The 17,733-nt window shown below is 40.0% G+C and carries 9 protein-coding genes and 1 tRNA gene; 4 read left to right on the plus strand and 6 right to left on the minus strand.

Annotated elements, in window-relative coordinates; genetic code table 11:
* The 4 genes from WDM69_RS04145 to WDM69_RS04160 form a co-directional block, all read right to left on the minus strand.
* Positions 1-1,281 carry a type I-F CRISPR-associated protein Csy1 gene (locus tag WDM69_RS04145; RefSeq protein WP_338755760.1) on the minus strand — a complete coding sequence of 427 codons (1,281 nt, stop codon included), beginning with the start codon at positions 1,279-1,281 and terminating at the stop codon, positions 1-3.
* Between the two features lie 118 nt (positions 1,282-1,399).
* Positions 1,400-2,998: a hypothetical protein gene (locus tag WDM69_RS04150; RefSeq protein WP_338755761.1), complete on the minus strand. Its 1,599-nt coding sequence runs from the start codon at positions 2,996-2,998 to the stop codon at positions 1,400-1,402.
* Positions 2,999-3,582: 584 nt separating this feature from the next.
* Positions 3,583-3,658 (minus strand) — tRNA-Arg (locus WDM69_RS04155).
* 48 nt (positions 3,659-3,706) lie between these two features.
* The gene (locus WDM69_RS04160; protein WP_078306544.1) at positions 3,707-4,183 is read right to left on the minus strand and encodes a hypothetical protein; all 477 of its coding nucleotides are present in this window, start codon (positions 4,181-4,183) and stop codon (positions 3,707-3,709) included.
* 279 nt (positions 4,184-4,462) lie between these two features.
* Between WDM69_RS04160 and WDM69_RS04165 the strand changes: the two genes are divergently transcribed.
* From WDM69_RS04165 to recD, 3 genes are read left to right on the plus strand one after another with little or no spacing between them, the layout of a single operon-like run.
* On the plus strand, positions 4,463-8,797 hold the full coding sequence (locus WDM69_RS04165) for an exodeoxyribonuclease V subunit gamma (RefSeq protein WP_338755762.1): 4,335 nt from the start codon (positions 4,463-4,465) through the stop codon (positions 8,795-8,797).
* A complete protein-coding gene (locus tag WDM69_RS04170) occupies positions 8,794-13,281 on the plus strand; it encodes a UvrD-helicase domain-containing protein (protein ID WP_338755763.1) in 4,488 nt (1,495 codons plus the stop codon). The genes WDM69_RS04165 and WDM69_RS04170 overlap by 4 nt, the downstream gene beginning before the upstream one ends.
* The gene (gene recD / locus WDM69_RS04175; protein ID WP_338755764.1) at positions 13,278-15,815 is read left to right on the plus strand and encodes an exodeoxyribonuclease V subunit alpha; all 2,538 of its coding nucleotides are present in this window, start codon (positions 13,278-13,280) and stop codon (positions 15,813-15,815) included. Before WDM69_RS04170 ends, recD begins: the two co-directional genes overlap by 4 nt.
* A gap of 7 nt (positions 15,816-15,822) precedes the next feature.
* Here the strand turns inward: recD and WDM69_RS04180 are convergent, their stop codons facing one another.
* Positions 15,823-16,584, minus strand: coding sequence for a MipA/OmpV family protein (locus WDM69_RS04180; RefSeq protein ID WP_338755765.1), 762 nt, complete (start codon positions 16,582-16,584; stop codon positions 15,823-15,825).
* Between the two features lie 7 nt (positions 16,585-16,591).
* Between WDM69_RS04180 and WDM69_RS04185 the strand changes: the two genes are divergently transcribed.
* Positions 16,592-16,774, plus strand: coding sequence for a hypothetical protein (locus tag WDM69_RS04185; RefSeq protein ID WP_338755766.1), 183 nt, complete (start codon positions 16,592-16,594; stop codon positions 16,772-16,774).
* A gap of 31 nt (positions 16,775-16,805) precedes the next feature.
* On the opposite strand, the gene WDM69_RS04190 is transcribed toward WDM69_RS04185, so the two are convergent.
* Entirely contained in the window at positions 16,806-17,534 is a 729-nt protein-coding gene (locus WDM69_RS04190; protein WP_338755767.1) for a UTRA domain-containing protein, read from the minus strand.
* Positions 17,535-17,733 lie beyond the last annotated feature (199 nt).

Here is a 17,733-nt window from a genome sequence, read left to right on the forward strand (position 1 = left end):
TTACTCCGCTTTTAACACTTGATAAAATTCTTTTAAAATGGGGGTCATGATTTTAAGCCATAAGTTTTCTAAATATTTAGTGCGATTTTCATCACCAACGCCTTTACTTATCCAAGCAACCATGTCTTGCTTTAATTCATCCAAATACAGTTCAATTTGAGGCTGTGAATATTTTTTATCAGCGAATGGTTGACCATCAATGATGATGGATAAATAAGGAGGAATTTCATGATTTTTTGTCCAACCCACAGGCTGGTTTTTTCTGATGAATAACAATTCATCACAAACTGCATAAATAATGTCTTCAATGACTGTTTTTAATGCCAATTTTCGTTCATAATTAATGAATAAGTCATTTTTCTTAAAAATATTGAGCAAATATTTTGCTTTAGAAAATGAATGTTCTTGATGGATTTTCCTTAAAATCTGTGTCATAGATGTGGGTGGATTGGGGTTAACTGTCCATTTGGGTGGTAACGCAGCAAACAAATACAACTGCCCATTTCGTTGGCCATTGAGTATTGATACATTTTGATGATTGCTTTTTGTTACTCCAAGTATGGCAACGTTTGGATAAAAGACCCAAATCTGGTCACTCCAAGCGTTTTGTTTTCTAGCAAGGTTTGCCTGATTTGTTGTGTCATGACTTGCTTTGATTGCAAGTGCAATCTCATGTGCTAAAGAGCTAGAATACATGGGTGAAACCAAATGATAATCATGATGGTGATTATTACCCATTGGAATATAAATCTGTTTGGCTAAAGTATGACTACAAATCTGTTGCGACTGATAGGCTTTTTTTATTTGAGATGACCAATATGCTTGTTTTTCTTTATCATCGGTTATCTTGGCAAAAAAGCTGGCATCTTCTGATAAAAAATTACCAAGTTGTTTTTTTGAATTCTTAACAGGAAGGGTTAAAAATTCTGTGATTTGTGCCACATTGGCACCTAAATAGCTATTGTCCAAAAAACGACCATCAACAGATTGTGTGGTTATTAAATAAGGATATTTATCAGATTGGCTGACATCTCGTAAACTCATTGCCTGACTGCTTGAATGTGTCAGCTTGGCAACATGAGAGACATTTAAAAAAACTTTATGGGTATTTTCGGCGACCTTATCTAGCCAAGCCACAATTTCATGTTCATCTCGAATTTTTTGTTTATCATCTTCGCTAAAATTCCCTTTTGCCTGTTTTTGTTTTTGCTCAATGGTTTTATGGATTTTTTGTGATAAAAAATCGTCAATTATTTGTTTGATGATTATTGCATCTGTCATTTTATCCCTCTTTAGTTAAGTTTTGATATCAGGCATTGGGTATTGGGCATTGAGTTTTTATATTTGGTTTATATTTAAATCCATATTTAGGTTTGTATTTAATGTTTAATTTAGTTTTTTATTCAAGCTCTGAAAATATGCCCAAAAATGGGTGATAATAATATTGTTTGTTGGAGTTTTTATGATAAGGCACAGTCACTTCGCCGTAAATATTGGGTATTTTCTCAACTTCGACACCCAATCGCTCTGCAATTTGCTGATAACGAGTTTTCTCATCGGTATTAAACCATGAAAAATTATCTTTACTAAACTTAATTTCATTGTAATTTAAAATATGTTGGCTTTTAATCAGTTTGATAGATGAATGGTCAGAATCATCTCGTATCAACCAAGTCAGATTGCCTTGAGAATTTGGCGCAAGAATGAATGTTTTTTCTGGTGAAGACAATCGAAATGGCTGTTGACGTTGAATTTCACCTGTCCAAGTGACTTTCTGATTCCACCAAATTTTGGCATTATTTGGTTCAAATGGCTGTCCTTTTTGCCAATCACCCACCAATTTATACCAATAGGCACTTTGTTCTAAGGCGACCAGATTGTCATAAGGGGGTTGGCTGGGGCGGATTAATTGAATGCTCGGTATCGAATTGATATGTTGATATTGTTCGGTTTTTAAGGTGTGTGTTATCGATTTATCACCGTCAAGGTGATATTTTTGACTTTCAAAGCCGGGTTTTTCATAGACAATGCGATTGCCTTTTAACATTTTATAGTTTTTGTCCAAAATAAAGAGATTTTCATCATTCACAGGCTGTTTACGATGGCGTTGTAGGCGACCTGCCAATTGAATCAATGAACGCATGGAGCTGGGTTCAGCAATCGCCCAATCATAATCATGATCACGCCCAACTTCACAAACAGACGTTGCTAAGACCACAAAAATATGATTTTTGCTGTTCGGTTGTCGTTTGATGGCCTCTATGATTTCTGATTGTTGCCAAATGGTGTTGGGTTGTTTGCGATTGACCAATCTGTCTAGCTTTTCTTCAATCATAGAGCGTTTGGCTAAGGTAAATTGACCATGATAAACACAATAATGAACACAACAATCATCGTGATTATTGTGTTTGATTAAAGCTTGGGCAACTGCAACCAAAGGGTTAATGTTGGCAAATCTGACGACACCAAACGAAATAGCATGCTTGCCATTAGATTGGTGGTGATTGGTGTGAGCAGAAAATATGGTTTTATGAATGGTCAGTGTCAGTAAGTCCAATGCTGTTTGTTTGCTGAGAATTGGCTCAATCATTGGTTTAATGATTGGCACAATCTTCGCTTTATGAGTGGGGGCGTTATCTTCAGCTAATTTGTTGATGCGTTTGTCAACAAAGTTCTTATGTTGCCGAATAAAGTCATCGTGATTGTGCGTAAAGATGGATTGAGTTAAAAATTCATCAAACCAAGCACATACAATGGGTGGCTGTTGATTATCAGCAACCATACATTGATGATAACCCCCACGTAAGCTTTCTGTGGCAGGAATGAGATGGTCAATGGTGCTGACAAGAATGGGGGCATGAAGCAATTTTTGGTATTTAGGGTTTTTTTCAAACCATGTGCTGAGTAAGGAGTTGTTATCAAGCTCAACATCATCATCTAGTTGTAAACTTTCACTGCCTTGCATCGCCAAAGCGGTGCTTTCTAAGTCTTCAAGCAACTGCTGTTGTTCTTTTAAAAGTTGGTTGCCTTTTTGTTCTGCATGATGATTGGCGTTCAGCAGTGTTGTAGGTAGTAAATATTGGCACGTTTGGAGTGTAAGATGGTTTTTAATTCTGATGATTGAAAACTGGTGTTGGTGTAAGGGGTGGTCGGTTTCATGATGACTGTTTTTCTTTTCTACTTTCTTTGTATTTGTGGTGGTTTTACTATGAATTGACTATAGCACACTTTAAAGAGCAAATAGTACTGGCTTTAACTGACTGGTGTTGGTATCGTACCCTTATGCCACAAGTTAGGACGGTTGACGGTTTGAATTACCTAAAAAACTACCCATAAGAACAGATGATGTCATAAGCTGGTTAGCTGTCATTGTCGATACCACAACAGATAGGGCAAAAACTCTTTAGTCTATTCCCAGACATTCTTAGTACATGTTGATTGACATTTGTTTGGTTTCATCCCTTTTATGACGAACAGGCTTTTTGACAGATAAGTATGAATAATTATGGTTATCTATGGACAGATGATAATTAGAAATTTAAGGGGTTGTGGGTGGTTATGGGGTTTTGTGGATATGATATTTGGCGTGCCTATCAGGACTCGAACCTGAATCGGTCGCTTAGGAGGCAACTGCTCTATCCTGTTGAGCTATAGGCACGTAAGAGATTAAGAGATGATGTGACATGGTGACATGGGTTTTAAATGCCTATTTTAACAAATTTGCTTCTAAGTCTGCCAGCATATTGTCAAAAATATTATCCGATTGTGTGTTTGACCGTACGCTGGGTTGAGTGTTTTTGTGGTTTGATGCGTCAGCTGTTGGGGTGGTGTTTACCTTGCTATTAATATTGGCGTTATTAATATTGGTGTTGTCATTTTGGCGATTGTTAAGCCAATCAAAGCCATTTTGTCGCCACCAATTCTCAAAACGTGGCAGGTTAAGACCATGCAAGACATCAGGCAGTTGATGTGTGGGCAGTTTTTGGGCAAGCGTGGTGTCAGCGATGTGTTGATTACGAGCCAGTATCAATTCGGATTTGTTGCCAGTAAATGGCTTACGGTATCGCCATGCGGACATGTCCAGCTTCATTCTGGGCAACTGCCATAGTTTGCCTTGTTGATAAACCACGATGAACTGTTGTTTTTGTTCAATAAAAATGGCATTGACAGGTCTTAGTGGCATGGTATCCCCAATGTTAAAAATGAATGATGAATAATCGTGCGTGCGTGATTGTCGTGTGATTGCTCATTTTTTAGCATAAGCGGGTTGCAAATGTTAAGCAAATCTGTAAAAGTGAGCATATTGACAATTTTAACCATAATTAATAATTAATTTTAACCATAAATAGTCATGATGGTAAAGTCATTTGTTCATCTGTTAGGGTGGTTCTGTCTCACATCATGATGTGTGTCATTATTTGATTGTTTTATTATTGTACATTGATTCGGTCACTGACTTACCATGCTTAATATTTATCAGTCTAACCAAACCGAGCAGTTGCTCAAGCAGTTATTGCACGCCTATCAATCCGATGATATTGGTATGTTTGAGCCATTTGTGGTGCTTGTGCCGTCTATGGTGCTGGGTGAATGGCTACAAAATCGCATTGCAGATGAAACTGGCATCAGCACACTGATTACTACCGAATTTTGGGGGAGATATCAGTGGCAGATAATGAAACGGGTCATTGACGCATTTAACGATGAACAAGATGACAAATCCATTACTGTGCCTGAAGTTGCCATGCTTTCGACCAATGTGATGCAGTGGCGATTGTTCGCTTATTTGCTGGCATGTTATCAGCAATATTTAGACGTGATGGCAGATTTGCAAAGTGATAAGGGCGATACAAACCAAATTAATAGCTTGTTTCCTTTGTTTGCTAAAGTGTATGCTTTAAGCAACCATGCAAATATGAATGTCAACAACGCCAATACGTCAAAAAGAGAGCCAAGCAAGGCTGAAGAACAACAATTATGGCAGTTAGCTCAGTCATTGGCGGGGGCGTTTAACCGTTATTTGACCCACCGTAATGATTGGCTAATGCTTTGGACAAAAGGGCAGGCGGTTGATATTAAACAACTCATTGCTCAAAAAGATTGGTTAAATCAGCAGTTTGATGAACAGTCTAATGACACACCTGACTGGATACAAGATGGTTATGTGGAGCTGGAGTTGGCACAGCGGTGTCTTTGGCAGGTACTTTTTGCTGATTCATATGGCCAGCGTCAAAAGATTGAACAGCGATTTTGGCAAGGATTGCGTTTTTTTTCTCAACAACATCAGAACAAGTTCAAGACCATGTTGCCCAAACGTTTGTACTTATTTACCATTCAACAAATGCCATTAAATGAGTTGGATTTTATCCGACAATTATCAACTTTTATTGATATTGAGTTGTTGTTTTATAACCCATCACAGGCGTATTGGGCGGACATTGTGGATAAGCGTTGGTTGACACAACAGCAAATTACCAACCCCAGCATGGCGTATGTACGTGATTTTGGTCATACGCTATTGTCCCGTTTGGGAAAACAGAGTCGAGATATCTTTGCTTCTTTGGTGAATTTATCAGGCAATGTTGCTAAAAATCAGCGTATTCAAGCCAATCAGCATGCCAAATATGATAGTGTAACATGGCAAGATGACTTTGTGTCTTATCAAACCAATCATAAAACCAACCCAATGTTACCGCCGTCATCGCTATTGCATCGATTACAAGAAGATGTGTTGATTATGGACGATACGCTGACAAGGCAATATATTGAACAGCGGTTACTTGAGCAAAGCCAAACTGAGCTGACAAACCAGCTTAATCATGGTGTATTGGGTACAGCTAACAGACAATGGCATCAAGGCATCATTGATAATAGCCTAAGCATTCATTCATGCCATAATCTACAACGTCAGCTAGAAGTGATGCGAGCAATGATTGCTCAATGGTTAAATGCAGCTGACATAGATAACAACGATGATGACATAAAAACTGATAAAAAAAATAAAAGACATTTATCAGATGTCTTGGTGCTGTTGCCTGATGTGGATAGACATCATGATTTGATACAATCGGTGTTTTCGCTAGGGGAAGGCATTGATGGCTTAAATTTGCCTGCCAAAGTGACAGGGGTGGTGGACAGACAGATTCGCTCACTGTGGCAAGCGATTGTTGGTTATTATCAGTTGCTTGGACAGGCACATGCAGATTTTGGTTGGTCGCAGGTGTTTGATTGGTTGATGTTGCCAGAAGTTTATGAAGCTTATGGGCTTGGTTATCGACAAATGCAACGTGGCTGTGAGCTGTTACGTCAAGCAGGTTTTATCCGTGGTTTTGATGAAACGCATTTACGCCAAAATCTACATCCACAAGATGATGACCATCGTTTTTGTTTTGCCTATGCCCTTGATAGATTGGTGACTGGTTTGTTGATGCCAAAAGCTCATCTTACGGACATGATTTATCACCCTGTGCAACACCATGTTTTGACATTTCCCCAACCATTGACCTTGCCATTGGCACAAATCACTTTAAATGATGCACCCATTATCTCCGCTTTGTGCCAAATTTATCAAGCATTGGCACAACATCGTCATGATTATCAACGCAAACGCCCTGCCATTCATTGGCTTAATGCCATCGAAAACGACATCATTCATCGCTATTTTGCATTATTTGATGGCAGTAAATCCATGCGAGCGATTTTTACCGCCATTAACGCATTAAAGAAAAGCTTGAATGCTGATAAATCTGCCCAACAAAGCCAAGGGCAACAGACACAAGAATTGAGCTTTCGTTTGGAATTTTTGTTACAAAGTATCCAAGCCCAGCTAGAATCTCAACAAATCAGTGCCGAACCCACAGGGGTGATAACCTTTGCTCGTTTTGGGGCTTTGCGTACCGTGCCGTATAAGTTGGTGGTGATGCTCAATATGGATATTTCTGAGTTTCCACGACAAGAGCGTGATGATTATCTTGACCTGATGAAAGCAGGGCTGGCAAGACGTGGGGATAAACGCAGTGATGATGAAGATAATGGGGCGTTTTTAGATGCGTTGTTGTGTGCCAAAGAGGCGTGTTGGATTTTTTATAATGGACAACAAATGGGTGATGACACTGAACATTTGCCAGCACAGCCCGTCAGTGAGTTGATACAGTTTTTGCAAGCCGAAGTGGATTGGCAGTTTGACCAACCGCACCCAAACTCACAAAACTTAAGCCTACAAAGTGAAATAAAAAAAGTCATGCAAGAGCATATCTTATCAAGTCTTGTTACCAAACATTCTGCATTGCCTTATGATGCCAGTGTCTTTGAAATATCTAAAAATAACAAAAGCACTCAAAACAATCAACAAAATAAAACCAGCCAAGCTGATAATAAGCAAGCTGAGCTTGCTCATTTGTTTGCTGATACGCTACAGAAGCATCAACTTCGCCAAAAAACAAATCTGCCTCCTGCACCGATTTGGCAACAGATTTATCATGCACTATATGATAAGCAAGACCAATATGTGCAAGAAAAAGCCATGCCAGTTAATGCCATTGCCTTGCCTGATGCTGATGAATATCAGCAGATGGCTCATCAGTTATTGATTTTGGGGAATGAAAAAACCAAGACAAACTTATCACAAATACTCGCATCTGACGCATGGCATTTGTCTGTTGTTGAATTACTCAGACGCTTTAAGCACCCTGCCAAGCATTATCTTAAACAGCAACAGATTGCCCTTAGACATGCCAAAGACAAGGCAGACACACTAGAGCCTATGGTATTGGATAACTTGGCGAATTATCAGCTAACAGACCATTTGCTTGAGCATTACCATGTTGTTCAAGATGCTGATATTTATAACGATGTTATTCAAAATGATGTTATTCAAAATCCTACTGTTCAAGATGACACCAAAGATGATGTCATCGCCATGCTGTTAAATAATACCTTATTACCTGTAGGGGTTAATCGTGTTTGGACGCTCAGCCATCAAATGACGCAGTTGCAACAACAGTTTGACGCATTCATGACCAAGTTGCATCAATCACAATATGCTGATTTATTACCAAAAAATACTGTCAAGCACATCACATCCGTGCGTGAACAGCAAGTTGTGTTAACTTTGCCACAGCTGATGTCTCAACTGCCACAACAGACACCACATATCCAACCTGTACTTGAGGTTACTGTTTATGCCAAACTGCCTAGTCAGCCTAAAGATAAGCTTTGGTTAAATGTGTTGGCAAAAAAAGACCACGCCAAGCACAAATTGGATATGTGGCTACATCATCTGCTGTGGCAAATTGCTCGACAAGATGGCAGTTACTGTGATGAAATCAGTTCATCACAGTCAGTGGCAGGGCTGGCAGGCACAAGCATTTGGCAATTTAAAGGAGAGTCGGTGTGGGTGTTGCCTCCCATGACCTCAGCCGATGCCACAACAGAACTGCAAAAGTGGCTACTGCTCGCTCAATGGCTGGATAACCATGTCATGGTCATGATGCCAAAACACGCCTTTATTTATCTTGATAAACTTGATAAACACAATGGACAAATAAATAAAGAACAAAACAATAAAGAACAAAGCTATACCCCAACAGTAAAAGATTTCTCTGATTGGCTTAAATCAGATTCTAAACAAAATTGGGTGGCTGATGAATGTTCTAAAAGCCCTGTTTGGCAATATGTGCTGGCAGATTATGACGATGATGCAAAATTTAACGCATTAAGCCAAGCCTTACAAAAGTTAGCAAAACCGATGTATGGTAAGCTATATGAAACCATGATGCCTTTGGATACCGCCACATGAATAATGCAATGACAAACGCACTGCCCAATCCCACCATTCATAATCATCATATTAACCATCTTAACCATCAAGTCATCTTGCCTGCCACGGACATTCCGTTATATGGCCATCATCTGATAGAAGCATCGGCAGGCACGGGTAAAACATGGACACTATCGGGCATTGTGTTACGCTTGCTGATTGAGGGCAAACGCCAACCTGAACAGATGATTTGTTCAACCTTTACCCGTGCGGCGGCGGCAGAGCTTAGAGAGCGTATTTATGACCGTCTGCTTGACTTTAATCATGCCTTAGAATGGTTGTTACAGTTGTCCATGCACCCCGTTCATCAACAAGCGTTATTTGGCGGTGTGTCAGATGATGAATCAGCCAATAAAAATAGCCTAAGCAAATTTACAAATCAAACAGTCAACAAAACTGATAAAAAAGAAAACATCAAAAATTATCTAATTAATTTAGCAAACCAATCTGACATACAAAAATTAAAAGACCGCATCAATGACAAAGTCAATCTGCATCTATTGATTCATATTATCGAACATCATCACACTTACCCAATCAATCAAGCCATTCAACGCACTCGCCATCTGCTCACCACTTTAGATAAGCTGTTTGTCAGCACATTGGACAGTTTGGCACAAAAATGGCTCAGTGAATTTGCCAATGAAACAGGACACACCAGCCATATCCGCATCAGTGAAGACCAAGATGAGCATATCGACATCATCATTCATAATCACATTCGCCAATTCTATAGCGATTTATACCATAACGATAAGTTGACCCATCAGTTGTTGCTTAAGAATCAATCATATCAGGTGAGTGATTTTCGTAAGGCGGTTGAACGAGGGTTGAATTTTTTATCCGTTCCCATTGATGAAAATCCCCAACAAACCTTTGATTTTGAAAAATATGATCAGATTATCAAGCAAATTCTACAAATAGGGTGGGCAGAACTTGAACCCTATTTTGATGCAAATTATCGCAAACAACAAAAGATGTTTGCAAACGGTAAGTTAGGTAAAAATTTGCCTACCATGCCACAATTTTTTGCTGTTTTATCCGAACACCCTTATGATTTTGTCAAACATTTGCCCAAAGAAGCTCAAGATTTTTGGCATGGGTTTCAAGAATATGTGATGGGTGAAGAAGATGCCACTGGTAAAGTCAAAGGCTTTAATGCCAACAGTCAAACGCAAAGACAGGCTTTTGATGCCTTGAACATCATTGAACACTTAAAACAACTTTCTGTCCAACAAGACGCTTTAACCACTCATTTGCAAAATGTCCGCCAGCAATTGCTTGTCAGCATCGTCAAACAGGTGCGAGAGCAGTTACCAAAGCGGTTGGCAGAATTGGGGGAGACCACGTTTTCTTTGCAAATGCAAAAGCTCAATCACGCTTTATTAGGCAAGCATGGCGAGAGTTTGGCAAAGCTGATTCGGCATCGTTACCCCATTGCCTTGATTGATGAATCGCAAGACATCAATGGCGAACAAGCCACAGTGATACAGCGAGTATATCTGTCAGGGCAGAGCAGTCATAGACATGCGTTTTTATTGTTGGTGGGTGACCCTAAGCAGGCAATTTATGGTTTTCGAGGCGGTGATGTTGCCAATTATAATCAAATAAAAACCCATTTTGCCAACAGTACGTATCGTTTGGTGCAGAATTTTCGCTCTACACAAGGCTTGGTTGAAGCATTAAATCATTGGTTTGGGCAAGGACAAATCCCATCATTAAATCGTCCTTTAGATAATAAACCTGATAATAACAGTCCCTTGGCTGATTTAGGAAAGGGCATTTATTACCAACACATGAAAGCCCATCAAGAACAAGGCAAACTGCTCTTGTCCAATCTGCTTTTGTCTAATATTACAAAAAGCATTGCTGACACAGATACCAAAGCTGACACAAATCCAAGAACCATACCCCCAGTCAGCATCATTCACTTGCCTTATAAAGAAAGCAATGATGTTATCCAAACCACTGCCCAACACATCGCCAAGTTATTACAATCGTCATCTCAATTAGATGGGCGAATGGTCAAACCCAGCGACATTGCGGTATTGGCAAAAACACACACAGACTTAGATGGCATACAACGACAGTTGGTCAAACTTGGAATACTGGCAAACAAATCAGCATCAAGCAACATTTTTGAGTCAGTCATGGCACAAGAGCTGTTGGCTATTTTGCAAGCCTTGCAAAATCCTCACAGCCAAAACCACATCAATCGCACATTGGTTAGTCAAAGTCGAGCAATGACCTTAGAGCAGGTAAAACGGTGGCAAGACAATCAACACACAAATGATAAAAATAGCCTAAGCAAATATTCCAAAAATACCATCAATCACTATGAACAATACCAACAGACCTTAAACAACATCGCCAAATCTTGGCAAAAAAAAGGCACGATGGCTGTTTTAAATGCGGTTCTATCCTTATCCATCTGCCCATATTACCTGAATTCTGTCAATAATTCTGACAGTTTTAACCAACAACAACTGGGCAAAAACGTTTGGCAAACACTCAGTCAACAAGAAAATGCTGAGCGTCTGCTGCTTGATTTGCGTCAAATGTTAGACATCATTGGCGAACACACAAGAAAAATGGGCGAATTTGAGATTATTGATTGGCTATACACACTGATTGAATCACCGCCTAATCATGACTGGGCAACAAGCCTGCCCATCGCCAGCAGTGAAGGAGTTAAACTAATGACCATTCATGGTTCAAAGGGGCTTGAATTTCCGATTGTGTATGTGTTGGGCATGAGTGCATCAGCCAAAAAGTCAAACAAAAAATCAAATGATGATTTTCATTTGTATGCTTATGTTGATGATGTTAACCATATTGATGCACAAAATGATGTGCAAAAAAGCCACGTTTTTTCTTTGCAGACACAAGCCTTAACATTTCGCCGTTTATCTGCCACGCCACACCGTCATGCAAACAAACAGGACAATCAAATTGCACAAATTGAGCTTAAAGAGAATTTTGATGAACTTAAGCGGTTGTTTTATGTGGCAATGACCCGAGCCAGTGAGCAGTTATTTATTGTGATAAAAGACCGTTATAATACCTCTGATATTCAATGGCGACCGCTAAACCATTGGCTAGATTGTGTCAATAGTAAAGATTATCATCTACCAGTGCGTTTGCAACCTTATATTGGCTGGTTTGATGGTGATGCCAGTGATAAAGAATTACCAATCACAAAACCATCAAAACCACTTAACCAAATCAGTCAAAGTGATGTGGGCATATCAACCTTACAGCCCCAACAGATTGACTATCCAGATTATCACAGCGTGATAAAACAAACGCACTTTGTGGGTTGGGGCAGAACAAGCTTTACGGCTTTAAGCCGTCTGTTAAATCAACCTGATAATCACTTAAATGGCATCATCAATCATCAGGACAACGCATCTAATTTATTCAATGATGACTTACTTAATGATGGTCAAAGTCTAAAACAAGATAACTTAGATTATCAAACCTTAGATTATCAAACAGTCATGATGATGGAGCAAGAGCCAAACATCAGACCAACCAGCCAACAATCCAATAAACAAGATAAGCCATCATTAGATAACATATCGAATAACAACATTCGTTTTAATTTTATTAAAGGGGCAAATGCAGGGTCATTTTTACATAAGGTATTAGAAAAACTGTCCACAGAAAAGCCAAATACCGATGACAGCCAGAGCAAATTGATTGATAAACATCTTCTAGAATATGACTTACCCAAGCGATATTCAAGCCAATGGCAACCACTCTCAGATGTTATCAAATTAGATACGACCAAAGACGCTGACAACACAAAAGCCACAAATCTCAGTCATCAACAACTCATCATGTGGCTACAAAGTATCATGCAAACACCATTTGTTGCGTCAAACATCTGTTTAAATGACTTGCCAGCACAACAGCTAAAAGCTGAAATGTCATTTAACATGGGCATGCAAGGTAAATTAGATTTGACCAAACTGGCAGACACCATTGCTCAGCATTTACCCAATGACCCAGATAAGCATGTGCATTTTGTTGTTAATGAGTTATCCACCAATCAATTTGAGTTACGTTACCTAAAAGGTGAGATGGATTTGGTCTATGAGCATCACGGTAAGTTTTATGTGGTGGATTATAAAAGCAATTACCTTGGTAATCAGTTAAGCGATTATCATTTTGACGTCTTACAAGTTGCCATGAGTAAAGCAGGGTATTGGCTACAAGCCATGATTTATCAAGTGGCATTGCATCGTTTATTAAAAATGCGACTTAAAAACTACCATGGTAATGAACAGCGGTATTTAGGAGCAGTGGAATATGTGTTTTTAAGGGGTTTTGGTGCAGATTTTATTGATGACAATGCCCATAATGCCAACAATACCAACAATGACAATCAAGCAAAAATGGGCAGCATTCATTGGGAAATACCCATTGGTTTAATTCATGCTTTGGATAAATTTTTATGAGCCAATTTTTTATCAGCCCACTTAACAACAACACAACCGATAACTGGGCAAAACCAATTAGCGATTATCTGTTATTGCGTCAAGCACAACAATCAAACCATCAACTCGCCAATGGACAAGGGAATCAACACCGTTTGTTGTTTCAAGCATTCATGGGGCTTTTGGTCAATCAATTACAAGAAGGGCATACCTGTTTTGAGTTGACAGACAGTAAAGAGATGTCAGACATGTCATGGCAAAATCAGCTGATTTATGCTGTTGCCATGCCTTTGACTGACTTTATACTGACACAATGGCAAATTACCATTAACATCTATGGCGGCATTCAAAGTGATGTTCAAAATGATGTTCAAGCCATCAGTCAACATGTGGTGAGTCAAAGCGTGTGGTTATCCGTATTGATTGCTGACTTTAAAAAAAATGGCGAAAAAAATGGCATGAAAAATGGATTGGGCATTGACCGAACCAAGGAGCATGGCAAAAAAATCAATCGAGCTGATGCAGAAGCACGGTTGTTATCGCTGGTTAATCAGATGATTAATCAGATACTCACCCAATTCATGCCAATAAACACTGATGACAGCCATCATGACCATAACAGCTGGTCAAATCATCATAAAAATGGCATTTATCAGCAATTAGCAATGCAGTTACAACAAGTTGCTGATGACACGATTTTACAGGTTTATGAACAGTTGATGCTGACGCAACAGCTGATACGATGGCTAAATCAATATGATGAGCATGCTGATTTGACTCAATTTACCCAACGGTTTGACCAAGGCAGTGCTTATTTTATTTCTGCAAATGATTTGATTGGCAAGACGGATACCGACACCAATGCCAATGCCAATGCCACAAATCATGCCACATTTAAGCAAAATGGCAAAAAAGCCCATGCCAAGCCATTGGTGTATGATGTTAATAATACCTCAATTTTTACCTGTTGGTTGCATCGCAGTTGGCAGGCAGAGCGTGATATTGCCAGACACATTTTACGCATCAGTACCCAACCCATCAGCAGATTGAACATGGTTTTGGACATGGACAGCATCATTGATAAACTTAAGTTGGACATTCAGCCACAGCAACGAGATGCCATACAAACTGCCAATCGTTCAGCGTTTAGCATCATCACAGGTGGACCTGGCACAGGAAAAACTTATACAGTGGCAGCATTGGTCTTGGCGTTACATCATCATAGCCAATGCCAATCTAATTCATCTAAATCATTAAAAAAATCTTTAACCCTAGCACTTGCCGCCCCCACAGGGAAAGCCGCCCAACGAATGCAGGAATCTCTACAGCATTCCATTGAAAAAAGTGGCATACAGATGTTACTGCCCAAGGCAAAAACCGTGCATCGTTTGCTTGGCATCGGCATGGATGGCATTGCCAAATATCATGAAAACAATCCATTGAGCGAAGACATCGTCATCATTGATGAAGCGTCCATGTTGGGGGCAGAGTTGACCAGTCAGCTGTTGGCGGCTGTCAAAACAGGAAGTCGGCTCATTTTATTGGGAGATGCCAAACAATTGGCAGCAGTAGAAGCAGGGTCGGTGTTGGCAGATTTATGTGCCATTAAACGCATTGCCCCCATGCAAGTAACACTCACACAAAGTCGTCGTTTTGACGATAAATCAGCCGTTGGTCAACTGGCAACCATGATTTATCAAGGCGATGCCAAATCACCCTATGATGCCAGTCATGATAAAAGCCCCATCACTCAGTTGGCAGAGTTATCAGCACGTTTTAGCACATTGCAACATGTGCCATTTATCAACAATACTGGTAACAACACAGGCAACACAGGCATGGCATTTATCAAACAGCATTATTTGCCGTATGTCAAACATTGCTTACAAACATTGGAAACACTGGGCAAAAAAAGCACGCAGATTGATGTTGGTAAATTATTTAGTCAGTTTAACCATTTTCGTATTTTAACTGCTGGTCATCATGGCATGTGGGGCGATGATGGCATCAATGAATGGTTAATGCTTTGGCATAAAGAGAAAATAAAATCTGCCATCTCTGCCATAAAGTCATCACAACAAGCATCAGCATCACAAGCCAACGCCAGACATATCCGCCTGCCAGCCAATCATGCCATTTGGTATCATGGTCGCCCCATCATGATACAAAAGAACACTTACACATTGGGGCTATATAATGGTGATGTGGGCATTTGCCTATATCATGCCGATAGGGGGTATGAAGTGTATTTTGAAGGGCGTGAGTTGCCATTGTCTGTCAATATGCTCGATGAAACCACGCTTAGCACCGCTTATGCCATCACCGTGCATAAATCACAAGGCTCTGAATTTGAACATGTGGCATTGGTGTTTGACCCCAGTAGTCAGCGTCTGCTTAGTCGTGAGCTGATTTATACGGGTGTTACTCGTGCCAAAACGGCGGTGAGTCTTTTGATGAGTGATGACGATTTTATGAAAGCGGTACAAACGCCTACCGTTAGGCAGACAGGATTGGCATGGCATTTTGACCACATTAACCACACGTCATCACCTTAAAATCGCCTTAAAATGTGTATAACAGCCCGACTGTGGTGGCACTGATGGTGCGGTCTTTTACCTTGGGGCTATTTAATTGCTCATTGCCATGTATGCTGGTGTTTTGATTTAAAAACAAACTCAAACTGTCGTCCATCGCATAAGTTGCCATGACACTGACAAAAGGACTAAAATCAGCATTTGGCTGATACGCATTCAAGCCTGTTGCGTCGCTTTCAGCTTGTGAAATGCCGTAGTAATGGTTGTTATAATTTTTATCATACCAAGTCACGCCAGCACTGGGTACGACAGTTAACCCACCTTGTTTAAACTTAGCCAAATAGCTGAGTTTTGCCAAACTGCCACCACTGTTGCCCGCCACTTCCGTTGCCATTTGGGCTTGTAGACCACCAAAACGAGTCACATAAAGATAGCTGCCTCCTGCCATGATGGAGCCATTGGTTTTTTTGAGTTTTTGATGGTCGCTTTCAGCATTTTTTGGATTGTAAGGGTCGCCTGCTGTTTGCACATAAGCGGACAACTCTTTATCTTGGGATTTAATCAGATTAACCCCCAGTTGATTGCCACGCACATACATTCTTTGACTTTCATAAAAGACAGTCGGTACGATTTTGGTTTCTGGCTCATATTTGGCAAAACCAGCATCAACATGATAAGCACTCACCCCAATTTGCACGCCTTTATAAAATGGCTTTTTAGATGAGTTGTTGTTGGTTTTTCTGGAGGTTTGCTCAGCAACTGATGCGGTAGCATCTTGTATGGGTTGCATGGGTTGTGTGCTTGACGAGGACTGTATCATTGCTGATTGTGCCATTGCCGATACAGACGATAAGGACAACATCAATGCTGATGCCAATAAAGATAAAGGTTGCAAAGATTTTGATGACAGTGAGAAAAGTTGTGATGATAAAAGTTGCGATGACGTGTTCATAAAAATACGCTTGATGGTGAGAAAATAAAAGCCAATGCCATAAAAAACAACTCATCTGATTATAACTCATCAGAAAACCGATGAGTATCTCCATCATGCCACATTTGTACATAAGTGACCACTTTATCGCCAGAATATGTTTGACGACTGAGCAATAACGCTGGCTGGTAGTACTCTTGGGTTAACTCATCAATCTGTAATAATCGGGCGATGTCAGCTGGCGGGGTTTTTGCTTTGATGAGGTAATTGCCCCTAACCAGTGGCACTTGCTTAATTAAATAACTGCTGGTGTTGATGCAGGTAAAATCCTGCTTGGGAAAATCTGGCAACAAACCGCAATCTACCCAACGACGTTCGTACTGTACAGGTAAATTATCCGCCAAATGCAAAATCTCAACTTGATAGATTTTTTGCTCAGGACTAAAGCGTTCTTTGGCAGCAACACACAAATCAGCATGGTTTATATGACCTTGTTTGATGACTTTGGCCACATAGTGTTTTTTGGCATTTTTGATGTCTTCGGCGATGTTTCGCACTTGCACAAACGTGTGATTAAACTGCTGTTGAGCCACAAACGTGCCACTGCCTTGATGGCGTTCAAGCACGCCTGCTTCTGACAATTCTTTTAACGCACGATTGACCGTCATTCTAGACACCCCAAACTCTTGCGCCAAAGTAATCTCAGCTGGAATGGCATCACCACCGCACCATAACCCTTTATGAATGCGTTCTAATATCTTGTTTTTAATCTGCTGATAAGCAGGAACGTGTTGGGACATGTGGGGCATATGATGGCTTTCTCTGATTGGTGATTGTGGTGATTGGTGGCTTAAATTAAAGTTAAAAATTTAAGAGCCAAGGCTAAAGACAAGATGAATAAATAAACACTGATGAATCAACCTTAACGCATTATACCCAAATAAATCGCACAAAGGCACTTGTCAGAGCCAGTAAATATTGATAAATTGTCTATACAAATTGTGCTGA

The sequence above is a fragment of the Lwoffella lincolnii genome, from assembly GCF_037201985.1.
Taxonomy (GTDB): domain Bacteria; phylum Pseudomonadota; class Gammaproteobacteria; order Pseudomonadales; family Moraxellaceae; genus Psychrobacter; species Psychrobacter lincolnii.